Origin of the sequence: Allobosea sp. LjRoot237 (assembly GCF_964253285.1) — a bacterium.
Lineage (GTDB): Bacteria > Pseudomonadota > Alphaproteobacteria > Rhizobiales > Beijerinckiaceae > Allobosea.
The window spans coordinates 790,796-815,425 of sequence record NZ_CAXUQP020000001.1 but is presented as its reverse complement, the minus strand read 5'-3'; the positions used below and the strand labels follow the sequence as shown (position 1 = coordinate 815,425).

23 protein-coding genes are annotated in these 24,630 nt (G+C 66.3%); 9 read left to right on the top strand and 14 right to left on the bottom strand.

The window, feature by feature from the left end; genetic code table 11:
* Positions 1-2 precede the first annotated feature (2 nt).
* From ACSQ24_RS03835 to ACSQ24_RS03825, 3 genes are all read right to left on the bottom strand, one after another.
* Positions 3-443 carry an acyl-CoA thioesterase gene (locus ACSQ24_RS03835; protein WP_436093405.1) on the bottom strand — a complete coding sequence of 147 codons (441 nt, stop codon included), beginning with the start codon at positions 441-443 and terminating at the stop codon, positions 3-5.
* On the bottom strand, positions 440-1,327 hold the full coding sequence (locus tag ACSQ24_RS03830; protein WP_436093404.1) for a methyltransferase domain-containing protein: 888 nt from the start codon (positions 1,325-1,327) through the stop codon (positions 440-442). The genes ACSQ24_RS03835 and ACSQ24_RS03830 overlap by 4 nt, the downstream gene beginning before the upstream one ends.
* Positions 1,328-1,588: 261 nt before the next feature.
* Positions 1,589-3,430, bottom strand: coding sequence for a M3 family oligoendopeptidase (locus tag ACSQ24_RS03825; protein WP_436093403.1), 1,842 nt, complete (start codon positions 3,428-3,430; stop codon positions 1,589-1,591).
* A gap of 203 nt (positions 3,431-3,633) precedes the next feature.
* Here ACSQ24_RS03825 and ACSQ24_RS03820 point away from each other — a divergent pair, with 203 nt between their 5' ends.
* From ACSQ24_RS03820 to ACSQ24_RS03810, 3 genes are all read left to right on the top strand, one after another.
* Positions 3,634-5,124, top strand: coding sequence for a sigma-54-dependent transcriptional regulator (locus ACSQ24_RS03820; protein ID WP_436093402.1), 1,491 nt, complete (start codon positions 3,634-3,636; stop codon positions 5,122-5,124).
* Between the two features lie 148 nt (positions 5,125-5,272).
* Positions 5,273-7,159 (top strand): L,D-transpeptidase family protein, encoded by a 1,887-nt coding sequence (locus tag ACSQ24_RS03815; RefSeq protein ID WP_436093401.1) that lies wholly within the window; start codon positions 5,273-5,275, stop codon positions 7,157-7,159.
* A gap of 187 nt (positions 7,160-7,346) precedes the next feature.
* The gene (locus ACSQ24_RS03810) at positions 7,347-9,146 is read left to right on the top strand and encodes a DUF882 domain-containing protein (RefSeq protein ID WP_436093400.1); all 1,800 of its coding nucleotides are present in this window, start codon (positions 7,347-7,349) and stop codon (positions 9,144-9,146) included.
* Positions 9,147-9,314: 168 nt separating this feature from the next.
* Here the strand turns inward: ACSQ24_RS03810 and ACSQ24_RS03805 are convergent, their stop codons facing one another.
* Both ACSQ24_RS03805 and ACSQ24_RS03800 read right to left on the bottom strand, forming a co-directional pair.
* Positions 9,315-9,923 (bottom strand): glutathione S-transferase family protein, encoded by a 609-nt coding sequence (locus ACSQ24_RS03805; RefSeq protein WP_436093399.1) that lies wholly within the window; start codon positions 9,921-9,923, stop codon positions 9,315-9,317.
* 78 nt (positions 9,924-10,001) lie between these two features.
* On the bottom strand, positions 10,002-10,982 hold the full coding sequence (locus ACSQ24_RS03800) for a LysR family transcriptional regulator (RefSeq protein ID WP_436093398.1): 981 nt from the start codon (positions 10,980-10,982) through the stop codon (positions 10,002-10,004).
* 212 nt (positions 10,983-11,194) lie between these two features.
* On the opposite strand from ACSQ24_RS03800, the gene ACSQ24_RS03795 reads away from it, so the two are divergent.
* Complete coding sequence (locus ACSQ24_RS03795) at positions 11,195-11,782, top strand: nitroreductase family protein (protein ID WP_436093397.1); 588 nt, start codon at positions 11,195-11,197, stop codon at positions 11,780-11,782.
* A gap of 109 nt (positions 11,783-11,891) precedes the next feature.
* On the opposite strand, the gene ACSQ24_RS03790 is transcribed toward ACSQ24_RS03795, so the two are convergent.
* The gene (locus ACSQ24_RS03790; RefSeq protein WP_057191700.1) at positions 11,892-12,134 is read right to left on the bottom strand and encodes a DUF2312 domain-containing protein; all 243 of its coding nucleotides are present in this window, start codon (positions 12,132-12,134) and stop codon (positions 11,892-11,894) included.
* A 79-nt stretch (positions 12,135-12,213) separates the two neighbouring features.
* A complete protein-coding gene (locus ACSQ24_RS03785; RefSeq protein ID WP_436093396.1) occupies positions 12,214-12,999 on the bottom strand; it encodes an N-formylglutamate amidohydrolase in 786 nt (261 codons plus the stop codon).
* A 111-nt stretch (positions 13,000-13,110) separates the two neighbouring features.
* On the opposite strand from ACSQ24_RS03785, the gene ACSQ24_RS03780 reads away from it, so the two are divergent.
* The 4 genes from ACSQ24_RS03780 to pncB all read left to right on the top strand — a co-directional run bounded on the left by ACSQ24_RS03780 (position 13,111) and on the right by pncB (position 17,955).
* Entirely contained in the window at positions 13,111-14,418 is a 1,308-nt protein-coding gene (locus ACSQ24_RS03780; protein ID WP_436093395.1) for a glycerate kinase type-2 family protein, read from the top strand.
* Positions 14,415-14,852, top strand: coding sequence for a DUF1036 domain-containing protein (locus ACSQ24_RS03775; RefSeq protein ID WP_129159675.1), 438 nt, complete (start codon positions 14,415-14,417; stop codon positions 14,850-14,852). Before ACSQ24_RS03780 ends, ACSQ24_RS03775 begins: the two co-directional genes overlap by 4 nt.
* 93 nt (positions 14,853-14,945) lie before the next feature.
* Positions 14,946-16,385 (top strand): pyruvate kinase, encoded by a 1,440-nt coding sequence (gene pyk, locus ACSQ24_RS03770; RefSeq protein ID WP_436093394.1) that lies wholly within the window; start codon positions 14,946-14,948, stop codon positions 16,383-16,385.
* Positions 16,386-16,650: 265 nt separating this feature from the next.
* Positions 16,651-17,955 carry a nicotinate phosphoribosyltransferase gene (pncB, locus tag ACSQ24_RS03765; protein ID WP_436093393.1) on the top strand — a complete coding sequence of 435 codons (1,305 nt, stop codon included), beginning with the start codon at positions 16,651-16,653 and terminating at the stop codon, positions 17,953-17,955.
* Between the two features lie 68 nt (positions 17,956-18,023).
* On the opposite strand, the gene ACSQ24_RS03760 is transcribed toward pncB, so the two are convergent.
* The 5 genes from ACSQ24_RS03760 to ykgO all read right to left on the bottom strand — a co-directional run bounded on the left by ACSQ24_RS03760 (position 18,024) and on the right by ykgO (position 21,339).
* Positions 18,024-19,001: a DUF2971 domain-containing protein gene (locus ACSQ24_RS03760; protein WP_436093392.1), complete on the bottom strand. Its 978-nt coding sequence runs from the start codon at positions 18,999-19,001 to the stop codon at positions 18,024-18,026.
* Positions 19,002-19,083: 82 nt separating this feature from the next.
* On the bottom strand, positions 19,084-19,797 hold the full coding sequence (locus ACSQ24_RS03755) for an RES family NAD+ phosphorylase (protein ID WP_436097816.1): 714 nt from the start codon (positions 19,795-19,797) through the stop codon (positions 19,084-19,086).
* Positions 19,791-20,204, bottom strand: a complete 414-nt coding sequence (locus ACSQ24_RS03750) for an MbcA/ParS/Xre antitoxin family protein (RefSeq protein WP_436093391.1) — start codon at positions 20,202-20,204, stop codon at positions 19,791-19,793. The genes ACSQ24_RS03755 and ACSQ24_RS03750 overlap by 7 nt, the downstream gene beginning before the upstream one ends.
* A gap of 196 nt (positions 20,205-20,400) precedes the next feature.
* Positions 20,401-21,045 (bottom strand): tetratricopeptide repeat protein, encoded by a 645-nt coding sequence (locus ACSQ24_RS03745; RefSeq protein ID WP_436093390.1) that lies wholly within the window; start codon positions 21,043-21,045, stop codon positions 20,401-20,403.
* A gap of 168 nt (positions 21,046-21,213) precedes the next feature.
* Complete coding sequence (ykgO, locus tag ACSQ24_RS03740) at positions 21,214-21,339, bottom strand: type B 50S ribosomal protein L36 (RefSeq protein ID WP_038363015.1); 126 nt, start codon at positions 21,337-21,339, stop codon at positions 21,214-21,216.
* A 341-nt stretch (positions 21,340-21,680) separates the two neighbouring features.
* Here ykgO and ACSQ24_RS03735 point away from each other — a divergent pair, with 341 nt between their 5' ends.
* On the top strand, positions 21,681-22,565 hold the full coding sequence (locus ACSQ24_RS03735) for a tellurite resistance TerB family protein (protein WP_436093389.1): 885 nt from the start codon (positions 21,681-21,683) through the stop codon (positions 22,563-22,565).
* A 228-nt stretch (positions 22,566-22,793) separates the two neighbouring features.
* On the opposite strand, the gene ACSQ24_RS03730 is transcribed toward ACSQ24_RS03735, so the two are convergent.
* The gene (locus ACSQ24_RS03730) at positions 22,794-23,129 is read right to left on the bottom strand and encodes an NIPSNAP family protein (protein WP_436093388.1); all 336 of its coding nucleotides are present in this window, start codon (positions 23,127-23,129) and stop codon (positions 22,794-22,796) included.
* Positions 23,130-23,131: 2 nt separating this feature from the next.
* Positions 23,132-24,316 (bottom strand): pyridoxal phosphate-dependent aminotransferase, encoded by a 1,185-nt coding sequence (locus ACSQ24_RS03725; protein ID WP_436093387.1) that lies wholly within the window; start codon positions 24,314-24,316, stop codon positions 23,132-23,134.
* Positions 24,317-24,630 lie beyond the last annotated feature (314 nt).

Sequence of the window (24,630 nt, the reverse complement as noted above, 5' to 3'; positions counted from 1 at the left end):
GCCTACCCCACCCCGATCTCCGCCATCGCCGCACGCAGCTTCGCCGGGATCGGTACCGGCGTCTGCGGGCCGCGCTCGACATAGACATGAGTGAAGAGGCCCTGCGCCGCTGTCAGCGCGCCGCCCTGTCGGAAAATCCCGATCCGATAGGTCACGGAGGAGCGGCCGAGTCTTTCGACCGCGAGCGCACCCTCAACGACCTCAGGGAAAGCGACGCTCTCGAAATAGTCGCAGCGCGTGCCGACCACGAGACCGACGACCTTGCTTTCCTTCACGTCGAGAAAGCCCTGCTCGATCAGCCAGGCGTTCACCACCGTGTCGAACCAGTTATAGTAGATCACGTTGTTGACGTGGCCGAAGACGTCATTGTCGGCCCAGCGCGTCGGGATCGTGCGGAACAGGCGGAAATCAGCCCGCCCCAGCCTGACCGGTCTCTCGCTCATCGCTCTCCCCCGCCCGCCTTGTCGCCAGTGCCGATCTCGACCGCGCCGAGCGCATCGGCCAACCGCGCCTTGGCCGAGCCGGGTCGCAGCGGCTTCTGCTGGCTCTCATGCGGCGCCCAACCGGAGAGCCAGACGACCTCGAAGGTCGCGCGCAGACGCCCATCGGGATCGGCAAAACGCTCGGCATAGAGTTCGGCCGCCCGCAGCAGCACGCCGCGCCGCAGCGGCTTGCGGCTGCGCTCGGTCAGCGCATTGGCCCAGCCCATGGCGCGCAGATCGCGCAAGAGCCCGAACATGTCGCCATAGCGTACCGTGACGCTCTCGCTGTCGATCACCGGCAGCGCAAAACCTGCGCGCTGGAGCAGGCTACCGAGGTCACGCAGGTCGGCGAAAGGCGCGACGCGTGGGCTCGCGCCGCCGGTCAATTCGACCTCGGCCGCCAGCAGCGACTGCCGCAATTCGGTCAGGCTCTGGCCGGCGAGCAGGCAGGCGATAAAGAGGCCGTCCGGGCGCAGGCTCCGCCTGATCTGCACCAGCGTGCCGGGCAGGTCGTTGACGGTGTGCAACGACAGCAGGGAGGCGATGAGATCGAGCGATTCCGCCGTGAAGGGCAGTACCTCCAGGTCACCAACGAGGCCGGCGCTGGTATCTGGCACTTCCGCTATGCGCAGCAGTTCGCCTGCCCGGGCCCGCAGCGCCGGCGCCGCGAGCGGCAACGGCGTGCCGAGATCGGCCGCCCGCTCAAAGCGGCGCAGCACGGCGGAGAGCCGCTCGTCGAGATCGGCGACGCAGCGCGCGAGCAGGAAATCGGGATAGCCGGCAGCGAGCGCCGCCGAAAGCCGGCGGCGATAGAGCGCGCGGTCGAAGACGAGGTGATCAGCCATGACTGGAGGCCCGCTGGATCGAGAAAGCGCGGGACCCCCCTCCCCCTTGCGGGGAGGGGCAAGGGTGGGGGTCGCAAAGCCTGAGCGATCGGTAGAACCAGAGGGCGCTGGCGGTGCTGCCAGGCCCGGCATCCTGCCGGCGATCGCCAGGCGGCACCACCCCCATCCCCAACCCTTCCCCGCAAGGGGGAAGGGAGGAGCCGGGGCGATCGACCTTCCGCGGAATCCACACGGGAGGAAACTCCTGTGCCAAAAGTCGCGCTATTCCATCCCCTCCAACTCGATGATCAGCCCTTCGATCATCTTGAGCCCGATCTGCCAGAAGGCCGGATCGCGGGCATCGAGGCCGAAGGGCTTCAGAAGCTCGGAATGGTGCTTGGTGCCGCCAGCCGAGAGCAGCGCGAAATAGCGCTCCTGAAAGCCTGAAGCCGAGTTCTGGTAGACGCCGTAGAGCGAGTTCACCAGGCAATCGCCGAAGGCATAGGCGTAGACGTAGAAGGGCGAGTGGATGAAGTGCGGGATATAGGCCCAGAAGGTCTCATAGCCCGGCCCGAGCCGGATCGCGGGGCCGAGGCTCTCCGATTGCACGCTGAGCCAGAGATCGCAGAGATTCTCCGCCGTCAGCTCGCCCTGCCGGCGCGCCTCGTGGACCTTTCGCTCGAAGGAATAGAACGCGATCTGGCGCACGACCGTGTTGATCATGTCCTCGACCTTGGCCGCCAGCATCGCCTTGCGCTGCTTTTGGTCCGTGGTTCCGTCGAGCAGCTTGCGGAAGGTCAGCATCTCCCCGAACACGCTCGCCGTCTCGGCCAGCGTCAGCGGCGTCGGCGCCATCAGCGCCCCATTCGGCCCGGCCAACACCTGGTGCACGCCATGGCCGAGCTCATGCGCCAGCGTCATCACGTCGCGCGGCTTGCCCTGGTAGTTCAGCAGCACATAAGGGTGCGCCGACGGCACGGTCGGATGCGCGAAGGCACCCGGCGCCTTGCCGGGACGGGCCGGCGCATCGATCCAGCTTTCGTCGAAGAAGCGCTGCGCGATCCCCGCCATCTTCGGCGAGAAGGCGCCATAGGCGTCGAGCACCGTGTCGCGCGCTTCCGTCCAGGGGATCGTGCGCTGCTCGACCTTGGGCAGCGGCGCGTTGCGGTCCCAATAGTCGAGCACCTCCTGCCCGAACCAGCGTGCCTTCAGCCTGTAGTAGCGGTGCGACAGGCGCGGATAGGCCTCGCGCACCGCCGCGACCAGCGCATCGACGACCTCGCGCTCGACCCGGTTCGCCAGATGGCGTGAATCAGCGACATCAGCGAACTTGCGCCAGCGGTCGGAGATTTCCTTGTCCTTGGCGAGCGTGTTGGTGATCAGGCCGAAGGTGCGCAGGTGCTGGCGGAACACCGTACCCAGCACCTCGGCGGCCTCCTTGCGCACGGCGCCGTCAGCGTCCTGCAGCCGGTTCAGCGTCAGTTCGAGGGTGAGATCGTCGTCACCGACCTTGAAACGCAGCGAGGCGATCGTCTCGTCGAAGAGCCGGTTCCAGGCACCGTGGCCGGTCACCGACTTCTCGTGGAACAACTCCTCGATCCGGTCCTCGAGCTGATGCGGTTTGTCCTTGGCGAGGTCGTCGAGCCAAGGCTTCCAGTGGCTGAGCGGGGCTTGCGCAGCCGCCTTGGCCAGTAGCGCCTCGTCGATCCGGTTGAGCTCGAGCCCGAAGAACAGCAGCTCGGTCGAGATCGCCGTAACCTTGTCCTGCGTGTCGCCATAGAATTTGGCGCGCTGCGGATCGGTGGTGTCGCCGGAGTAAACGAGGCCCGCATAGGACATGATCTTGCCGACCAGATCTTCCAGCCGCTCATAAGCCTTGACCGCTTCGGTGAGCGCAGCGCTAGCGTCATCGCGCGCCGCCAAGGCGGCGAGCTTGCCACGATAGAGCTCGGCGAAGCGCCGCGCTTCGGCTGCAGCGCGCTCGACATCGGCCGCGAAAGCCGGCGAGTCCATCGCCGGATAAAGATGCGTAAGGTCCCATTCCGGCAGGGCCCCGAGCGCCTCTGCCGCGCCCCCGGCATGAGCGGCGCGTGCGATTGCGGGGCGGTCGAAGGAGCGGGTCATTGCGTATCCAGCCTCGGCCTGTCGGGAAGGGTAGTGGCTCTCTCATATGCGCGGCCAGCGGCCAGCGATCAACGGCGGCGCTGCCACAGGGGCCCGATTTCCTGTCGGCATCGCCGGCTTAAGCGGCGCTTAACCCTTCTCCTCGACAGTGACCCGAAACGGAACAGCCGATTCCGGCTAATTGCCTGGCCTGCCGAGGTTTCATGTCCGCCACTGTCCTCGTCGTCGACGACGATCCCGTGCAGCGCCGGCTGCTCGATGCGATGCTGAAGCGCTTCGGTTACGAGGTCGCGCTCGCGGAAGGCGGCGAACAGGCCCTGGCGGCCCTCGTCGACGAATCGCGCCGTATCGACTGCCTGATCCTCGACCTCGTCATGCCCGGCCTCGACGGCATGGGCGTGCTTGCGGCGCTGCGCGAGCGTGGCAGCGAGGTGCCTGTGATCGTGCAGACCGCGAACGGGTCGATCGAGACCGTGGTCACGGCGATGCGCGCCGGCGCCGTCGATTTCGTGGTCAAGCCGGCCGGCGCGGAGCGCCTGCAGATCTCGCTCAAGAACGCGCTCAAGCTCGGGGCTCTCGAGCACGAGATCCGCTACATGAAGCGGCGCGCCTCCGGCCAGCTCGGCTTTCGCGATCTCGCCAGCAAGAGCCAGGACATGGGCCGCGTCATCCAGCTGGCCGAACGTGCCGCCCGCTCCAACATCCCGATCCTGATCGAGGGCGAATCCGGCGTCGGCAAGGAGGTGCTGGCCCGCGCCATCCAGGGCACCAGCGACCGCAAGGGCAGGCCTTTCGTCACGGTCAATTGCGGCGCGATCCCGCACAATCTCGTCGAATCCATCCTGTTCGGCCACGAGAAGGGCTCGTTCACCGGCGCGACCGAGCGCCATATCGGTAAATTCGTCGAGGCCAGTGGCGGCACGCTCTTCCTCGACGAGGTCGGCGAGCTGCCGCTCGATGCGCAGGTCAAGCTGCTGCGCGCCATCCAGGAGAGCGAGGTCGACCCCGTCGGCGGCAAGAAGTCCGTGCGCGTCGACATCCGCATCATCTCGGCGACCAACAAGAGCCTGCTGGAGCAGGTCAAGCGCGGCGAGTTCCGCGAGGACCTCTATTACCGGCTCAACGTCTTCCCGATCACCCTGCCGCCCTTGCGCCAACGTCGTGAGGACGTGGCCGACCTCGCCCGCGGCTTCCTTGCCCGCTTCGCCGCAGAAGAGGGCCGCAAGCTGCGTGGAATCAGCGCTGAGGCGCTCGGCCTGCTCGCCGACTATGACTGGCCGGGCAATGTCCGCCAGCTCGAAAACGCGATGTTCCGCGCCGTCGTGCTCTCCGATGGCGACGAACTGACCGTCGCCGAATTCCCGCAGATCGCCGCGCAGATGGACGGCTTCGACGTCCGCATCCCGCCGGCACCAGCCTCGATCGCCAACGAGCCGCGCGGCGAGGCACCACCGCGCATCATCCAGGTGCCGGTGCGTGATCCCAATGCGCTCGATCTCGTCGCTGGCTCCGACATGCGCACGCTCGACGAGCTCGAGCGCGAGATCATCCGGTTCGCCCTCGCCCATTATCGCGGCCACATGTCCGAGATCTCGCGCAAGCTCGGCATCGGCCGCTCGACGCTCTACCGCAAGCTCAAGGATTACGGGCTGATCGAAGGCGAGGATGCCTCCGACGGCGCCGACGCGGCTTAAGCCCGTCCAGGCGAAACGCGTTCTGCAACCCACAGGGACAGGCTGCAGAGGGCGAATATCGGCCGCTGTTGCAGGGCGGCATCTTGTCGAAGCGGGTCGAGTCACGCAGTTATCAGCGTGGATCGGCTGGGACCGGGGAAGTTAATCGATGCGCCTTCGCCGCCTGGTGGAAACCGTCTCAGCCACCACTCTGGGCCTCGCGCTCCTGCTCGCTCCGGCGATTGCCCAGGAGACCACCGGCGAGCTCGGCATTCCGCTGCCCGAACAGCCCGCTTTGGTCATCGTGAAGCGCGACGCCGAGCCGCAGACGCTCGACATCCCTGCTCCGGCTGAGGTCACGCTCGACCTGCGCCCGTCCGCCGACCTGCAATCGGCCGAAGCTGCCGAAGCCAAGGAGTTGGTCACCGGCGCACTCTCGACGAAGCTGGATCCCACCCCGGCCGAGCCCGAGCTCGATCTGCCAGAACCGGAGATGCCGCCGGTCGATCCGGCACTGACGAAACCGATCGAGCCGGCGCAACCGCAGCTGGCCAAGCCGGCTGCGCCGCAGATCGACCTGCCGCCTTTGCCCGAAGTCGCGGTCACGCTACCGGCCGGGCTCGAGCTCTCCGGCCGGATCGCGGCCCAGGCTGAGATCGCAGCGGCGCTGCCGCGCCTGTCCGCTCGTGAGCGCGCCGATATCGTCGCCGCCTACGCTGCCAACGAGAACCGGCCGTTCTGGATCGACGGCAAGGATCTCAGCGCCGCCGGCAAACAGATTGCCACTCGCCTCGGCCATGCCGGCGAGGACGGCTTGCGCCCGGGCGACTACCTGCTTCCGGTCTTCGAGGCGAACGACAAGGACAGCCTCGCCGCGGCCGATATCCGGCTGTCGGCGCTGGCCGTGCTCTACGCCCGCGACGCCCGCGGTGGACGCATCGATCCCCGCCGCCTCTCGAAACTGATCACGCCGAAACTCGAGCTGCCGTCGGCGACCGAAGTACTGTCCGAACTTACCGGCGCTACCGACGCCGGCGCGGTGCTTGCCGCCTACAATCCTCAGCATGATGGCTACCAGCGCCTGAAGGCCAAGCTCGCCGAGCTGCGCATTCACAAGCCCGAGACGCCCGTCGCCCGCATCCCGGCCGGCCCCGCCCTCAAGGTCGGCATGCGCGATGCCCGCGTGCCGCTCGTCCGCGCCCGGCTCGGCCTCGGCAGCAGCGAGGAGCCGGTTTACGACCGCTCGACCGCACTGGCGCTGGCCGATTTCCAGAAGCAGGCCGGCTTGCGCGCAGACGGCGTGCTCAGCGACCAGACCGTCGCCGCGCTCGCGATGCCGCCCTCGACGCGATTGGAGAGCGACATCGTCGCCCAGATGGAGCGTTGGCGCTGGCTGCCGACCGACCTCGGCGAGAACCGCATCGTCGTGAACATCCCCGAGTACAGGATGCGCGTCATGCATGGCGACAAGATCGCGCATGAGGCACGCGTGATCGTCGGCAAGCCGGAATCGGCGACACCGGTCTTCTCGCACAAGATGGATCACGTCGTCGTCAATCCGTCCTGGTTCGTGCCGCCCTCGATCCTGAAGAAGGAGTTCCTGCCCGGGCTCGCCAACGATCCGAACTACGGCGCCAGGCGCGGCTACGTCGTGACGCGCGGCAAGAATGGCAACATCTCGGTGCGCCAACCGCCGGGCGAGCGAAATGCGCTCGGCTGGATCAAGTTCATGTTCCCGAACGACCATGCCGTCTATCTGCACGATACGCCAAATCGCAGCCTGTTCGGCGCCGGCAAGCGTGCCTTCAGCCATGGCTGCGTGCGCGTCGAGAATCCCTTCGCCCTCGCCGACCAGGTGCTCGGGCCGGAATGGACCGCCGAGCGGCTGAAGCGGCTGATCGGCTCCGGCGAGCGCACCATCAAGCTGCCGCAGCCTTTGGCGATCCACCTCGTCTACGAGACGTTCATCGTCAACGAGGCCGGTGCGGTCTCCACCTTCGACGATATCTACGGTTTCCACAGGATGGTGCGGAACGCGCTCGAGCAACGTTCCTGACCACCTCGGCCGCGAAAAGTCCCATTCGGCACGGTTTCGCCACGATCTGCCGGTAGCGAGCAATCTTGCTTGCCGAACCCGGCGGGGAGTTGTCTCGCCGGTAACCTCCCGTTAAGCCTTCTCGGCAACTGTTCCTTCACGTTTACCGCTCCGGCTCGCCCCGGCGCTTCGAGACGAGTCTGACAGAGTGAGCAGGTCGAAAGCCGAGATCGCAGCACGGCTCCCGCATTCCTTGCGAGGCAGCACACGCGTCGGCTTGCTCTTGGTCGCCAGCGCGAGCCTCCTCGTCCTCGGAGTCCGCAGCACGCAGAACGCCGTCGCCAATGGCGACACCCGCACCATCACCATCCGGCACATGCACACCAAGGAAGACACGACCGTCACCTTCAAGCGTGACGGGCGCTATGATTCCTCGGCGCTGGAGAAGCTCAATTGGGCGCTGCGCGACTGGCGCACCGACGAGCCGATCCGGATGGATCCGCGCCTGTTCGACATCGCCTGGGAGGTCCATCGCAAGGTCGGCTCCGACCAGCCCTTCCATGTCGTCTCCGCCTATCGCTCGCCTGGCACCAACTCGATGCTGCGCCGGCGCTCGCGCGGCGTCGCCAAGCACAGCCAGCACATGCTCGGCAAGGCGATGGATTTCTACCTGCCCGACACCCCGACTGCGCGCATGCGCGAGACGGCGATGCGGATGCAGCGTGGCGGCGTCGGCTTCTATCCTGGCGCCCACACGCCCTTCGTCCATCTCGACGCCGGCTCTGTCCGGTCCTGGCCGCGCATGACTCGCGACCAGCTCGTGCGCCTCTTCCCCGATGAGAGGACCGTGCACCTGCCGGCCGACGGCAAGCCGCTCAGCGGCTACGAGACCGCCAAGGCCGAGATCCTCTCCGGCGGTGGCTCCGTGATGGGCTACGCCGCCGGAGATTACGACGAAGGCGCGATCATGGCCTCCAGCGGCGGCGGCAAGAGCTTCTGGGCCGCGCTGTTCGGCGGCGACGACGAGGAAGCCGACGCCCGTCCGACCCGCGGCCGCGCCGCAGCCCGCCGCGCGCCGGCACAGCAGCCGACAGTCATGGCCTATGCCGGCGACAGCAACAGCGGCGATGGCGGCCGCTTCTCCGTCTTCGGTGGGCAGCCAGCTCAATCCGAGCCCGCCGGCCGCGCCGTCCTCCGCGAGCGCTCGAACCGCGCGACGACGACTACCGCCCAACCGCCAGCGGAAACCCAGGTCGCGGCGCTCGCTCCCGCCGAAGTGGCCCCGCCCGAGCCGCCGAAGCCAAGCCCGATCGCAACCGCGCTGCCCGTCGCGCGCCCGAGCGGCCTGACGTCGCCGATACCGAATCCGCCAGCCGGCTCGCCGCAGCTCGCCGCCCTCGCCGCCGAGGCCTCGGCATTGCCGCTACCGGCAGCTGAGCAGAAGCTCATCCTCGCCTCGCTGCCGCCGCGCCGGCCCGACGACCTGCCCGGCCCCTCGCTCGAAACCATCGTCACCGGCCGCTCCGTTTCCGCGCCCCTGCCGCCGTCCCGCCCGGTCGCGCTGGCAAGTCTCTCGACCGAGGGCCTGCGGCTGAGCGACGAGGCCGAGGACGCCGTCCCGGCCGGCGCAAAGCTCGTCGCGGTCAGACATCCGCTGCCGCCGATCCGGCCGCGTCCGCCGGGTGCCGAACCGGAGCGTCCCGGCACGACCCAGATCGCGGCACAGCCGCGTGCCACCCCGATCGCCGCCGAATACAATGCCGACCGCGCCGGCCTCGACACGCTCTTCGCTGCAGTTTCGGCGCCGGACACGCCGACCGCGCGTCGGGCAACCGTCGCGACCGCCAAGCCGAAGGCCGGTGCGGATGCTCAGGCCAAGGGCTGGGTTGTCGGCGCCAGTCCGGCCGCCTCTCTCGGCTTCTCCGCCGCCGAGCCGAGCGATGTCGGCACCAGCGGCTTCACCGGGCCTGCCGTCAAGGCTCTGCCGACGACCTTCGTCCAGAACTGACCGTCATTCCGGGGCAAGCGCGCAGCGCTTGAGCCCGGAACCCAGAACTGTTGGACCCTGGTCGAAAGGCGAGCCAGCCTGTGAGCCTTCGCGAGCGCGCGCATCGGTTCTGGGTTCCGGGCTCGGCCCTACGGGCCGCCCCGGAATGACCGCGTGGTTCGTCGCCCACTACTCCTTGTCGATCGGCCAGGCCTTGAACACGTCAAGCGCCTCGCAGGCTGCAGCCTGACGCGCCAGTGCCGGCCAGCGCCCCTCCTCGACGAAATCCGGGATGACGAAGCGGCAGAAGCCCCAAGCGATCGCTGTGGCGATATCACCGGGCTTGAGCTCCGGCCCGGCGCCGACCTCGCCACGCTGGGCAGCCTGGTCCAGCAGGTCGAGGGCGGTGTGGAGCTGCGCCAGGATGCGCTCCTGCCAGTTCTCGTAGCGCTTCTCTTCCGGCCGCTTGCGCTCGTACTCGACCGAGACGGCCTTGTCGGCGGCGACGATGCCGATGCCGGTCAGGCTGAGATCCCGGACCCGCGCCGCCGAATCGATCGGTCTCAGCGAGCGGCCCGCGACATCCTCGAAATGCTGGATGATCAGCAGCGAGTCGGTGATCACCGTGCCGTCGTCCGTGACCAGTGTCGGTGCCTTGATCAGCGGATTGATTTTGCGGAATTCCGGCATGTGCCGGAACACCGAGACGGAACGGTGCTCGAACTTGAGGCCGAGCAAAGTCCCGGTGATAGCGGCGCGCCGCACATAGGGGCTGTCGAGCATTCCAACCAGCAGCATGGCGATCTCCCGTTGTTGTGAGAGGAACACTGACTGCTTGCGCGCCGCTTGCCTCACGAATTCGCGTGAAGCCTGACTTCACGCCATTTGATGTTCGTCGGCGGGGTAGTCCTCGGAGGCCAGTTCCCCGGCCGCGATCTTCGCCTGCAGCGCCGCCTGGCAGGGATCCCAGGAGGGCGTGCTGCCAAAACGCTCGATCATCAGATCGATCAGGACGCGCACCTTGCCGGGCACGTAAAGCCCGGGCGGGCGCACGACATGGAGTGCGCTCTCGCGCATCGGATAGCGCCAGAGAATGTGCTCGAGCGTCCCGGCGCGGATCGCGTCGCTGGCGATGAAGGTCGGCAGGACGGTGATGCCCAGCCCGGCCTCGGCCCAGCGCAGCAGCGTGTCGCCATTGTCGGAGCGCAGGCGGCTGGAGGGGCGCACGGAAACCCAGCGCCGGTTCATGCGAAAGCCCCAGTCGACGACGCTGTTGCCCGAATAGACCAGGCATTCGTGACGGACGAGGTCGAGCGGCGTCTCAGGCCGGCCATGCCGGGCGAAATACTCGGGGCTACCCAGCACCGCCGCCTTCACCGGCGCGATGCGACGCGCGACCAGGCTGGAATCCTTGAGCAAGCCGATCCGGATCGCGGCATCGAAGCGCTCCCCGATCAGGTCGACCTGGCGGTCGCTGGCCTCGACGTCGAGCTCCAGCCGGGGGTGCCGTTGCGCCAGTTCCGCCAGTACGGGCGCAAGATGACGATAGCCGAAGGAGAGCGGCATCGACAGCCGCAGCCGCCCGGCGACGCCCTCGGATTGCTGCGCCACCGCCTCGCGCGCCTCGGCGAGTTCGGACAGGATGCGCTCGCCGCGCACCTTGAATTCCAGCCCGGCCTCGGTGGCGGCGACGCCACGTGTCGTGCGGCTGAGCAGCCTTGTGCCGAGATCGGCCTCCAGCCGGGAGATGCGGCGGCTGACGATCGACTTCGCCAGGCCGAGGCTATGGGCGGCACGGCCGAAGCCGCCGGCGTCGACGACGGCGACAAAGCTCCTGATATTGTCGATCTCGGACATGAAGCGTTCCTGCAAGCGTTCCTGAATGAGCAACAGATTGGTGCCCAATATGGGCATTCCGGTGCGGTATGTGAACCGCTACCTCTCCCTCATCAAATCCCGGTTCCACAGGGAAGGCGCCCTACGAGGCGCTCCGAAAACATCCCCTTCAATACCGACCCAGATGTCTCATCGGTTCGCCGAGACGACACGCGTTCACAGATGAGGAAGCCATGCTCGACAAGCTTAAGAGACGCCGCACGCAATATGCCCTCGGCAAGAATCTGCTGATCTCCGAAACGCAGGTGGATGGTCTGATCCGGGAGGCGATCCGCCTCTCGCCCTCCAGCTTCAACTCGCAAAGCTCGCGCGCCGTCATTCTCTTCGGCAAGGAGAGCGACAAGTTCTGGAGCATCGCCAGGGAAGCGCTTCGCGCGATTGTGCCGGCTGCCGATTTCGACGCGACGGCTAAGAAGATCGACGGCTTCGCCAGCGGCGCCGGGACCGTGCTGTTCTACGAGGATCAGGAGCCGGTCAAGGCCCTCCAGGCCAACTTCCCGCTCTACGCGCACAACTTCCCGATCTGGTCCGAGCATTCGACCGGGATGGCGCAGTTGGCGGTGTGGACCACGCTTGCCGACGTCGGCATCGGCGCGAGCCTCCAGCACTACCATCCGCTCGTCGACGCGGAAGTCGCCAAGACCTGGAACATCCCTGAGTCTTGGACTCTCCGTGCGCAGATGCCTTTCGGCTCCAATGAGGCGGCCTTTGCGGAGAAGACCTTCATCGATGACGAGCTCCGGTTCCGCACGCATCGTTGAGCTCGGCGTCGACGGGCAGAGCTTGAGTTCGTCGCCTGAGCAACACCCTGAAAAGCAAAACGCCGCCCGGGATATCCCGGGCGGCGTTTTGGCGTTCGATGGCTGAAGCTCAGGCGCTCTCGCCGACCGCCTGGAGATAGAGGTCGAGGATCGCCTCCTCTTCCTTGCGCTCGTCGAGATCGCGTTTGCGCAGCGCGACGACCTTGCGCAGCACCTTGACGTCGTAACCATTGGCCTTGGCCTCGGAATAGACCTCCTTGATGTCGTCGGAGATCGTCTTCTTCTCTTCCTCAAGCCGCTCGATGCGCTGCACGATGCTCTTGAGCTGATCGCCTGCAACCGGATCGTCCATTCTCAAAACCCTTCTTCGGAATTCGGCCGCAGGGGTTCGCAAGGATGAGCGGCGAGGTCAAGCAAGAACGACCCTGAGTTCACATCTCTCGTGCCGCAGCCAGCGCTCCCGGCAGCAGCCGCGCCAGCCGGAAGCCCCAGGCGCGCGCCGCATGTGGCTCACCGATCAGGTCCTGCCTGATCTCGATCAGCGCGTCGAGCAAGCCGCGCCGCGTCGCATGGCGGTCGATCGTGTCACCCGGCAGGCCGCCATTATAGGGCTCGTTGTCGCCGACGATCAGGTCACCCTCGGCCTGCAGCGAAGCGATCAGCGACTTTGCCAGCCGGCCTTCGCGATCCCAGAGCACGCCAGCATGCCAGGGCCGCGGCACGCCCTTCCAGAACGGCGTGAAGGAGTGCAGTGAGACGATCGCCGGCGGCTGGCCGGCGGCGATCGCCGTCTCGACCGCAGCATCGATCGCCGCGTCATAGGGCGCGTAATAGCGTGCGATCCGCTCGGCAATGCCGACCTCGTCGATGCGGGCATTGCCGGGCACGATCGCGCCATCCGAAATCCGCATCACCAGGGTAGGGTCGTCGCGGCCGCGATTGGGATCGATCAGCAGGCGCGAGAAATTACTGAGCACGGCCGGCGCACCGAGCGCCTGCGCCATGGCCCGCGTCATCTCGGCGGCGCCGATGTCGTAGGCGATATGGCGTTCGAGCTGCTGCGGCGGCAGGCCGAGCGAGTTCAGTTCGGCCGGGATCGCGTTCGTCGCGTGGTCGCAGAGCAGCAAGACGCCCGTCGCAGGATTGCCGGGGATGATTTCGACATCGCCGGGTTGCCGAACCGGAGCACTGCTCTGCAAGCTCTCGTCCGCACGCATCATGACCTCGAACTACATCATCAAATCGCGGGTGACGCCCGCGCCTGCGCGACATAGAAGTGGCTGAGACGAAAGTCGATTGCCAACAGCAGATTCGCACGAGGAAGCGGCTTGGAGCAGCGGGAAGACGCAATCGCAGAGCGGCGCCGGACCGCACGCCAGATCTTCGACGCTGCCGTGGCTCGTGCCCACCCGCAGAGCTGGCTCGCTGCGCATCTTCCCTCGCCCCCGGCTAACGGCCGCCTGATCCTGCTCGCCGCCGGCAAGGCCGCCGGAAGCATGACCGTGCTGGCGGAAGCCCACTATCTCGACACACTGAAGCTGCCGCCGGAGCGCTTCCTCGGCCATGCCGTCGCTCGCCATGGCTACGAGGCGCAAACCCGTCATATCCCGATGCTCGCAGCCGGCCATCCCGTGCCTGACGAAGGCAGCATCGCCAGTGCGACACGGGCGCTCGAACTCGCGGCCTCCGCCACCGCCGACGACCTCGTCCTGGTGCTGCTCTCCGGCGGCGGCTCGGCCAACTGGGTCGCGCCGGCCGGCTCACTAGCCCTCGCCGAGAAGCAGGCGGTCAACAAGGCGCTGCTGCGCTCGGGCGCGCCGATCGGCGAGATGAACACCGTCCGCAAACGCCTCTCGCACATCAAGGGCGGGCGGCTCGCACTCGCCGCCGCCCCGGCACGACTTCTCACCCTCGCCGTCTCCGATGTCCCGCATGACGATCCGGCGGCGATCGCCTCGGGGCCGACGGTGCCCGATCCCAGCACCATGGCCGATGCCCGCGCCATCGTCGCCCGCTACGGGCTGGCGCTGCCGCCGGCGGCGCAGGCGTTGCTCGCCGACGACGCCAGCGAGACGCCAAAGCCAGGTGCCCCTGCTTTCACCAAGAGCGAATATCGCATCGTCGCCCGCCCGGCCGACGCCATCGCCGCCGCGGTGAAGGCAGCTGCCGAGGCCGGCTACGAGCCGATCGATCTCGGTCCCGATCTCGAAGGCGAGGCGCGCGAGGTTGCCGCTGCTCAGGCGAAGCAGGCGCTCGCGCTCAAAGCCGCCGGCCGGCGCGCCGCACTGATCTCCGGCGGCGAACTGACCGTCACCATCGCCGGCAATGGCCGCGGCGGGCCGAACCAGGAGTTCGCGCTGGCGCTGGCGATCGCGCTCGCCGGCGAGCCCGGCATCGTCGCGCTCTCCGGTGACACCGACGGCACCGATGGCGGTGGTGGCGAGGCGACCGACCCGGCTGGTGCGGTCATCGACGAGACCACGCTGGTGCGCGCCCGCGGCCTTGGCCTCGATCCCGCCCAATCGCTGGTCCAGAACGACTCGACCGGCTTCTTCTCACCCCTCGGCGACCTGTTGCAGACCGGCCCGACCCTGACCAATGTCAACGATTGCCGCGTGATTCTGATCGATCCATGAGCCGAAGTGGACGCCTCCATTTAATCCTGCTTGCAGCGGGGCTACTCATAGCCGGCGCCAGTCCGGCGCTGGCGGATTTGCGCATGTGCAACACCACCGGCAGCCGTATCGGCGTCGCGCTCGGCTACCGCGATGCGCAGGGCTGGGTCACCGAAGGCTGGTGGAATTTGGCGCCGCGCGCCTGCGAGACCCTGCTGCGCGGCACGCTCGCGGCGCGCTTCTACTACGTTCACGCCGTCGACTATGACAAAGGCGGCGAGTGGACCGGAAAATCCGTCATGTGCACGCGCAACAAGGAATTCACCATCCGCGGCATCGAGGACTGCCTGGCGCGCGGCTACGAGCGCTCCGGCTTCTTCGAGGTCGACACCGGCGAGCAAAAGGGCTGGACGATCCAGCTCACCGACACGGCGGGGGCCGCGCCACGTCCATGACGACGGTGCAGCAACCAGCTTGCTCTAATCGTTTGAATCGGCGAGGCCTGCGTTGGGCGGGCACGAAATGACTTTACGAGGGGAAATAACGCGATGAAGCGGGAACGGCGGATCAAGATCATCGCGACGTTGGGCCCAGCCTCGTCCACGCCGGAGATGTGTGCCGCCTTGTTCAAGGCCGGCGTGGATGTCTTCCGCATCAATATGAGCCACACCCAACGCGAGGACCTGCCGGCCAGAGTCGCGATGCTGCGTGGGCTGGAGAAGGAGTTCCGCCGGCCGGTCGGCATCCTCGCCGATCTACAGGGGCCCAAGCTTCGCGTCGGCCAGTTCGGCGGCGATGGCGGCGTGATGCTGGAGAAGGATGCCCGTTTCATCCTCGATTCCGATGCCGCGCCCGGAACCGCCAAGCGCGTGCACCTGCCGCATCCCGAGATTCTCACGGCACTGGAGCCCGGTCATCATCTCATCCTCGACGACGGCAAGATCCGGCTCGTCGTCGAGAAGGCCTCGCCGAAGCAGGCCGTGACCAAGGTCATCGTCGGCGGCCGACTCTCCTCGCGCAAGGGCGTCAGCCTGCCCGACACCACGATCCCTGTCTCGGCCATGACCGAGAAGGACAGCTCCGATGCGGAAGCCGCTGCCGAGGCCGGCGTCGACTGGATCGCGGCCTCCTTCGTGCAGCGGCCGGAGGATATGGCGGACCTCCGGAAGATCGTGCGGGGCCGGGCGCTGGCGCTCGCCAAGATCGAGAAGCCGCAAGCGGTGGCCCGGCTTCAAGAGATAATCGAAGCTTCCGACGCGATCATGGTGGCGCGCGGCGATCTCGGCGTCGAGATGCCTATCGAGAAGGTGCCCGGCACGCAAAAGCGCATCACCCGCATGGCGCGGCGCATGGGTAAGCCCGTCGTCGTCGCGACGCAGATGCTGGAGAGCATGATCACCGCGCCGGTCCCGACCCGCGCCGAGGTCTCCGACGTCGCGACCGCGGTCTTCGAGGGCGCCGACGCGGTCATGCTCTCGGCCGAGAGCGCCGCCGGCCAGTACCCGATCGAGGCGGTGACGATGATGAACCGCATCGCCGAGGAGGTGGAGAGCGAATCGATCTACCGTTCGATCCTCGAATCGCAGAAGGCCGAGCCGGAGGCGACCGGCGCCGACGCCATCGCCAAGGCCGCGCACGAGATCGCCGACGCGCTGCATCTCAAGGCGATCGCCGCCTGGACCTCCTCGGGCTCGACCGCCTTCCGCATCGCCCGCGAGCGGCCGAACTCGACCGTGATCGCGCTGACGCCGAACGCCGCTACAGCACGCCGCCTCACTCTGGTCTGGGGTGTTCACGCCGTCGTCACCAAGGACGCCAGCGACGTCGACGACATGGCTTTCCGCGCCTGCAAGTTTTCGGTGCGCGAGGGTTTCGCCGCGCAGGGCGACCGGCTCATCGTCGTCGCCGGCGTCCCCTTCGGCACGCCGGGCGCGACCAACATGGTCCGCATCGCCTTCGTCGCAAAGGAGCATGTCGAGCAGGCGTGAGCGCCATCTGCTCGACTGCGTGCCGAAACACACCGTCATTCCGGGGCGCCGCTCAGCGGCGAGCCCGGAACCCATGAACACCGCGTGCTTCAAGAAGACGCGGCGTCGGCGGTGCCCGTCACGACGGGCGTCGTGTTCATGGATTCCGGGCTCAGGCCTGCGGCCTGCCCCGGAAAGACAGCGAGGTTCTCGCTCCTCCGCATTCCCCTGCGGCCATGCCTGCTCTACTGCTTGAGCCATCAGCCTCTGCGAGCCAGCGACGCCCATGGCCCTGACCGACATCGCCACAAGGACCTACAATCACAGCTGGCGGCTCGACCCGATCATCCGCAGCCTGCTCGACACCGATTTCTACAAGCTGCTGATGCTGCAGATGATCAGGAGCTTCCATCCGGAGGTGCAGGTCACCTTCGGCCTGATCAATCGCTCGAAACAGATCCGCCTCGCCGATGTCATCGAGGAATCAGAGCTGCGCGCCCAGCTCGACCATGCCCGCGAGCTGCGCTTCACCAAGAAGGAGCTGATCTGGCTCGCCGGCAACAGCTTCTACGGCAAGACCCAGATGTTCACGCCGGACTTCATCGCCTGGCTCGCCGAGTTCCGCCTGCCCGAATACGAACTGCGCAAGGTCGATGGTCAGTACGAACTGACCTTCGCCGGCCCCTGGACCCACTCGATGATGTGGGAGATCCCCGCGCTCGCCATCGTCAACGAATTGCGCTCGCGCCAGGCGCTGAAGGGCTGGGATCGCTTCGCGCTCGACGTCCTCTACGCCCGCGCCAAGTCGAAGCTCTGGGACAAGGTCGAGCGGCTGAAGAAGCTGCCGGATCTGCGCATTTCCGATTTCGGCACGCGTCGCCGCCATGGCCATCTCTGGCAGCGCTGGTGCGTCGAGGCGCTGAAGGAAGGACTGGGGCCGACCTTCACCGGCACCTCCAACGTGCTGCTCGCCATGGAGCACGATCTCGAGGCGATCGGCACCAACGCCCATGAGCTGCCGATGGTGCTGGCTGCCCTCGCCGACAGCGACGAGGAATTGAGGCGCGCGCCCTACCGCGTGCTCGACGAATGGCGCCAGGTCTATGGCGGCAACCTGCTGATCGTGCTGCCGGACGCCTTCGGCACCACCGCGTTTCTCGACGATGCCCCGTCCTGGCTTGCCGACTGGACGGGTTTCCGCCCCGACAGCGCCCCGCCGATCGAAGCCGGCGAGCAGATCATCGCCTGGTGGAAGGCTCAGGGCCGCGATCCAAAAACCAAACTCCTGATCTTCTCCGACGGCATGGACATCGACTCGATCGAGGAAGCCTATCGCCATTTCCACGGTCGGGTCCGCACCGGCTTCGGCTGGGGCACCAATTTGACCAACGACTTCGTCGGCTGCTCGCCGGTAGGCACGCCCGATCTCGACCCGATCTCGCTGGTCTGCAAGGTCGTCAGCGCCAATGGCCGCCCGGCGGTGAAGCTCTCCGACAACCCCAACAAGGCGACTGGCGACCCGGCCGAGATCGCAAGGTATCTCAGGGTGTTCGGCGGGGCTGACCGGAAGGCGAAGGCGGTGAGGGTGTAGCCATCAACTCTTAGTTTGCGAAACCGCATCCGACGCAAGAGCAACCTTACCTCTCGCCACTCCCACCGTCATCCGCGGTAGGGAATCCCCGACCGCGTAACAAACACTGATTGCAGATCATATGCTGCCAGCAGGTCCAGTACCTTGTCCTCGGCATCGGCTGCAGCCGCCGGACCTATGACGATTTCATGGATAGCGCCCGGCTCGCGAGTGTCGAACGCGTGGGCTACATAAGGCACGCTCTCCGATCCCCGCATCCGTACTCTTCTGTAAGGCGAGAGATTGCTCGATTGCCCGAGCAGTAGAAGCCGAATCTCGCATTCGTGCTCATAGCCAACATGCTTCGAGGTAATACAGTTCCAGACTAGCGGCGACGCTATGAGTTCGTTCGCCAGCTCGCGCATAAATGGTAAACCTACGGTCCTGTCAGCCATGAATTGGGGGTATGCTTCGCAGGCAGCAAGGAAGATCGACGCCGCAGTATCAATCGCAGCTTGGTGCCGCATGAATATCGCCTGCCTATCATAGAGCACAGGTCCAACGAATGACATCTCGTCCGGGCGAAGGTTAACTTGGTCAGTCACTCTAAACATCATCGGAGCAAAACCGAGGGCGAATCCCTTCCCATTATCGCCATAGGCCCGCCACTGGCTCAAATCGTCGCGTTGCGTGGTGAAACTCGCCGTGAAGAAATCGAGGTAATTGACGAAATTCTCGGGAACCAGAAGATCGCCAATCATTTGCAGAAACAGAAATACTCGTGGATCGGAGTGTCGCGCAGCCGCAGCGAGTACTTCATGCGCGATCTTTACGCCGTATGAGAGTTCGCTTGGATCGTTCAGATGGCGGTAATCGGTGAACCAGAGGGATTGGCTTTCGATAATGCCAGCTAAGCCATCCCATCCTGTGTACTGGTAGAGCGGCTTTGTAACCGCAAATTTCTCCTGCGCCGACGCCAGTTGTCGAGCGTCCTTGCCTCTATACTCTCTGATCGCAGCGTTAAGCTCCTCAGGAAGTGGGTTGCTGCTAAATCCGTCAATGCTCATCACGGACTTCCTCAATCACTATTCGCGACGCTTGATGCGCATGCTGCTTCCCATCCATAGCTGCCGTCGACAGCAAGCATACCTACCCGATCCGGAACACCTTCCCTGTGCCCGCCTCGCGATAGAGATCGACCCGCTCGCCGTTCCAGTGATAGTCGAGATGTCGGCCCTGGACGGGATTCCCGGCAAGATCGGGCCAGAACAGCCCGGCACACTCCCCGCCCGGTCGCCGCACGCTCGGATAGACGACGCCATCCGACTGGGCCGCCCGCAGCTTCATCCCCAGCGCCTGGCTGGCTGCATAATCGTTCGGCCGCAGCAGCTCGCTCTCCCCTGCCCGCTCGCCGCGCAGATCGGACAGGGCGGCATCCATCGACAGCACGAGCTCGCGGAATTGCGAGGTCCAGCCCGGCGGCTCCTTCGTGCGCGCCATGAAGCGGCCGTGGTGGTGAATGGTCTCGAACAGCGCCGTCTCGAAGCTCTCGGCGACATAGAGCACGCCATAGCTGCCGTCGCTGAACCGGCTCGGCCTATCGCGGCTGATATGGGTGAACGGCGCCATCAGCCAACTTGCGCCCGCTCCGGAGACGCGGCGGGCCGGTGGCACCAGGTCGAGATTGCCGATCGTCTCCATCAATCGCGGATTGGTCTTCATTTCGGCCTGGATCAGCAGCGGCCAGTCGGCCGGATCGGCGATGTCCTCGAACAGGTCGATCGGCGGAAAGGCACTGCGGATGATACGGACAGCGGCGGGCCATTCGACCCGCGCGACCGGAAAACCATCGGGACTCACCAGAGCCCGCGCTCCGCGTCGAGATAGCGGCGCACCCGCATCAGATCGGTGAGCTCGCCGCCGAGCATCACGGCGAGCGCCGACTTACCACTGAAGGCCTCGTTGCCCGCCTTGATCCAGGCATAGCCGCGCTGCGGCTCGCGGAAGATCAGCCGCAGCGCCTTGTGGATGCCCATCAGATTGGAGAGCCGAGCCCTCGTGTCGCGGTCGAGGCGACCGATATCGCCCGCCTTCCAGCGCCGATAGCTGCGCACCGGCTGGTCGAGCAGCACCGCGGCCTCCTCGTCGGTCAGGCCCCAGAGGCGGAAGAGATTCACGGCGGCGCGGAACATCGCCGCCGCCTCTGCTTCCGTGATCGCGGCGGGTGAGAAGGCGTCCGGGGCAGTCGAAACCGGCGAGAGCGAGCTCATCGGGCAATCTCCATTTGGCATAATATAGATAAAATACTGCCAAATGGCAATAGACTGCGCGTAGCGTCATTCTCGGGCGCAGCAAAGCGGAGACCCGAGAATCTCAGGACGAGAAAGGGGCGGTTGGAAGCTTCACTCGGCCAGAGATGCTCGGGTCAAGCCCGAGCATGACGCACTTCCGGCCGCCCGAGCGACCTCACGCGTCGCGGCCGTCGACCTCGAGCTTGAGCGATTCGACGGCGTCCTTCACCGCGTCGAGCTGCGGATAGACCTCGAGCGCGCGCCGGTAGGCAACCATGGCGCGCTTGTCGTCGCCTTGCTGGCGCAGGATCGTTCCGAGCCCCATCATCGCCCCGTAATGGCGCGGCTCGCGCTTCAGCGTCTCGGCGATGTCGAGCATCGAGCGAATCGGATCGCCCGCGACGAAAAGCGCATTGGCCCGCTGGTTCCAGCCTTCGGCCCAGTCGGGTTCGAGCGTGACGACACGGTCGAGCAGCTCGATCGCGAGCGGCAGTTCACGCGCCTTCAGCGCCTCCTGCGCCCGGGTCATCAGCAGATCCGCGGTATCTGAACCGGAGCGGGCCCAGCGCCGCTGGATCAGGCTGGCGATGCCTTTCGCCTCTTCCGGAGTCTTCGCCGAAGCGAGCCGCTCGAACAGCCGGTCCAGCGTGGCAGCGGGGCTCCGCGGCAGCGGCGCTTCCGGCAGGTTCGGCTTGTCGTCGCGATCGGCGTTTGGCACCGCGCCGTCGCGCAATGGTGCTTCCTGCGCGAAGGCTCCCGGCACGGCCGCAAGGAGCAACCCCGGAATCAGCGCAAGATGGGCAAGACGAGAGAGTCTCATGACCCGCAAGGTGGGGCCGATGACGATCCGCGTCAATTCACAGCCCAGCGAGATCGGTAAAGAAGGACGCCAGACACATGCCAAAAAAGCGGGCCGCACATCGTGCAACCCGCTCTTTTCATCTCGACAAGGAAGCTTGCCAGCGCGGCCTGAAGGCCGTGCGAAGCCTCAGCCCTGACGCGCCTTGAAGCGCTTCTGGACCTTGTTGATGATGTAGACGCGGCCCTTGCGGCGCACGAGCTGGTTGTCGCGATGACGCGCGCGCAGCGACTTCAGCGAATTGCGGATCTTCATGGTCCGGACTCCCGTCGATCGGCCTTTCGGCCAGACCGGTCAAAACGAAAGGCGCGACGCGAGCCGGAACCGGCCCTCATCGAACAAACGACATGCGCGCCTGATGCGATGCCGGCTGTATAAGGATTTTGCCGCGATTGGCAAGGCCCCGGCGCATAATTCCGGCGTCTTATACGGCCCGTCATGCTCCCGTCGCAATCGCATGGCCGCCCTAGAGCCGGATCCGATCAGGTTGAAACAACCTGATCGCCGCAAAGCGGGCGGACCGGAACGGGCTCTAGCGTCCCGACCACCGCATACCTAGATTGCAGCCGCGGTCGACCTATCAGGGAGTTTTCTCGATGTTCAACGCCAAGTCCCTCCTCGACGCCCTCGTCAATGCGGGCAGCCAGGCTGGCGCCCAGGGCGGTCAGGCCGGTGGCCTTGGCGGCGTACTCGGCAATCTCGCCCAGCAGGCCCAGCAGCCGGGCGGGCTCGCCGGTATGGCCGGCCAGATTTTTGGCCAGGCCAGCCAGGGCGTGCAGGACGCGGCCCGCAATACCGGCCTGCAGCAGGGCGCGACCGACATCGTCGGCCAGTTCTCCGGCGGCAAGACACCCGAGCAATTGATCGAGCAGGCCAAGGGCATGCTTGGCGGCAATCAGCTCGCCGCCGGCGCAGTGCTCGGCGGGCTCGGTGCGCTGATCTTCGGGACCTCGGCCGGCCGCTCGCTCGCCGGTTCCGCCGCCAAGGTCGGTGGCCTCGCTTTGATCGGCGGCCTCGCCTACAAGGCCTTCCAGAACTACCAGGCGGGCAAGCCCTTGCTCGGCGCCGACCAGCAGGCCGTGCTGCCGCCTCCGTCCGGCTCCGGCTTCGAGCCGGAAGCGGCGAGCAACGCCAGCGCCCTGATCTTCATCCGCGCCATGATCGCCGCTTCGGCCTCCGACGGCCATATCGACGAGACCGAGCGCAACGCCATCCTCGGCGGCCTGCGCGAGGCCGGGCTCGACGCGGAAGCCAATGAATGGCTCACCAAGGAGCTGGCCAACCCGGCGAGCGTCGATGCGCTGGTCGAGGGTGCAGAGACGCCTGAGCTCGCCGCGCAGATCTACACGGCGGCGCGCGTCGCCATCAATCCGGACACCCCGGCCGAGAAGGACTTCCTTGCCGGGCTCGCCGGCTCACTCGGCCTCGATGCCGAGCTGGTCGCGAATATCGACGCGGCGGCGAGTGCTGCGAAGGTCTGATCCCTGACGCAGGCCCGGAGTGCGCCGGGCGCGGATTGACCGTCCGGCGCGTCCAGCCGACGGATAGGGATGCAATCATCGCGCGCTCGCCTCGGGTGCGTTCTCGTTCGGCTTCCTGTTGTGGCCGCGGCCTTATCTCAGCAACGGCGCTGGCTGGCGGCGCCGCGAAAGGTGCGGCTCGTGCCGGGCGAGTCCGGCTTTCCGCTTGACCAGTAAGGTGGCCGGTGATCAGGGCGCGCGCTTGACGCCCTGATCGTCCTCGAACACCGGCCGGAAGAAGCTGCGCTCATAGCTGATGATGAAGCGGTGCTTCTCGTTCTCTGCAACGACGGACAGGCACTCCGCATCCTTGAATGAGGCCTCGCGGTAGGTCTCGTATGCGGCGAAGGACGGGAAGCTGAACATCGCCAGCGCGACGTTGGACGTGCCCTCCGACGGCATGAAATAGCCGTGGTGCTTGCCGTCGAACCGCTCGACCAGGCGGATCCAGGCTTTGCCATAGGCCTCGAAGGCCGGGAGCTGGTAGGGGTCGACGATGTAACGGAGATGGCAGGTAATCGTCATCGTCAGGCCGCTTTCGCATTCTTGAGGAACTCGCCCATCCGCCCTAGCGCCCGCTCGATATTCTCGAGCGAATTGGCATAGGAGAGCCGGATGTAGCCCTCGCCATGGACGCCGAAATCCGGGCCGCCGATCGTAGCGACGCCGGCGTCCTCCAGCAGCGCCGAGGCCAGCTTCTTCGCTTTCCAGCCGGTCTGCGACACGTTCGGGAAGGCGTAGAACGCCCCCTTGGGCACGATACAGGAGACGCCCGGCAGCGCATTGAGCCCGGTGACCACCGCCTTCCGACGCCGGTCGAACTCCGCCAGCATCATCGCGACCGCGTCCTGCGGGCCGGTCAGCGCCGCCAAGCCCGCCCATTGCGCCGGGGCATTGACGCAGGAATGCGAGTTGACGGCGAGCTTGCGGGCATTGTCGTAGAGCGGCTTCGGCCAGACCGAAAAGCCCATGCGCCAGCCGGTCATGGCATAGGTCTTCGACCAGCCGTTGAGCAGAATGAGGCGGTCACGAATCTCCGGATAGCTCAGCAGGCAGACATGCTTCTCGCCGTCATAGAGCATCTGGTCGTAGATCTCGTCCGACATGACAGCGACATCGGGGAAGCGGGCGAGGCCGGCGACGAGCTTGTCGACCTCGGCCTTGGGCGTGACGCCGCCGGTCGGATTCGCCGGCGAATTGACGATCAGGAGCCGCGTCTTCGGCGTGATCAGCGCCAGCGTCTCCTCCGCGGAGAAGGCAAAGCCGTTCTCCTCGCGGATCGGCACCGGGATCGGCGTCGCGCCGGTGTATTCGATCATCGAGCGGTAGATCGGGAAACCGGGATCGGGATAGAGGATCTCGGCGCCGGGCTCGCCGAACATCAGGATCGCCATGAACATGGTGACCTTGCCGCCCGGCACGATCATCACCGCCTCCGGCGAGACCTCGACCTGGAAGCGCTTGTGCAGGTCGGCCGCCACCGCCTCGCGCAAGGGCAGGATGCCGTTCGCCGGCGTGTAGCCGTGATGCCCGTCGCGCAGCGCCTTCACCGCCGCCTCGACGATGTGCTCCGGCGTCGGGAAGTCCGGCTGGCCGATGCCGAGATTGATGATGTCCTTGCCCTGGCGCTGCAATTCGGTCGCGCGGGCGAGCACGGCAAAGGCGTTCTCCTCGCCGATCCGGCCGAAGGAAGGGACCACGTGGAGTGTCATGGCGGTTTCCTCATCAGTCGCGGCCGGTCTTGAGCCGCCGCAGTCTTTCAAACCTGTCTTGGCCGCAAAGCCGGCGGCCGCGCAAGTGCGCCTCTTGCGTCCCGGTCCGGACAGGGACGCATTTGGAACACTTGCAAACTGCGCTGCGGCGACCTTTGCTGGTGTCAGCGTCTTACCAAGCGATTGGCACGGCGCCACAAGCTGCTGTATGCAGAATACAGCAGCTGCGGCAAGCGCCCTTGCCGATTTGCTTGCGGCCGGCATGACCTGTCGGTCAAATCGATTTAAAGACGATGCCGAAGCGGCGCGAAGGC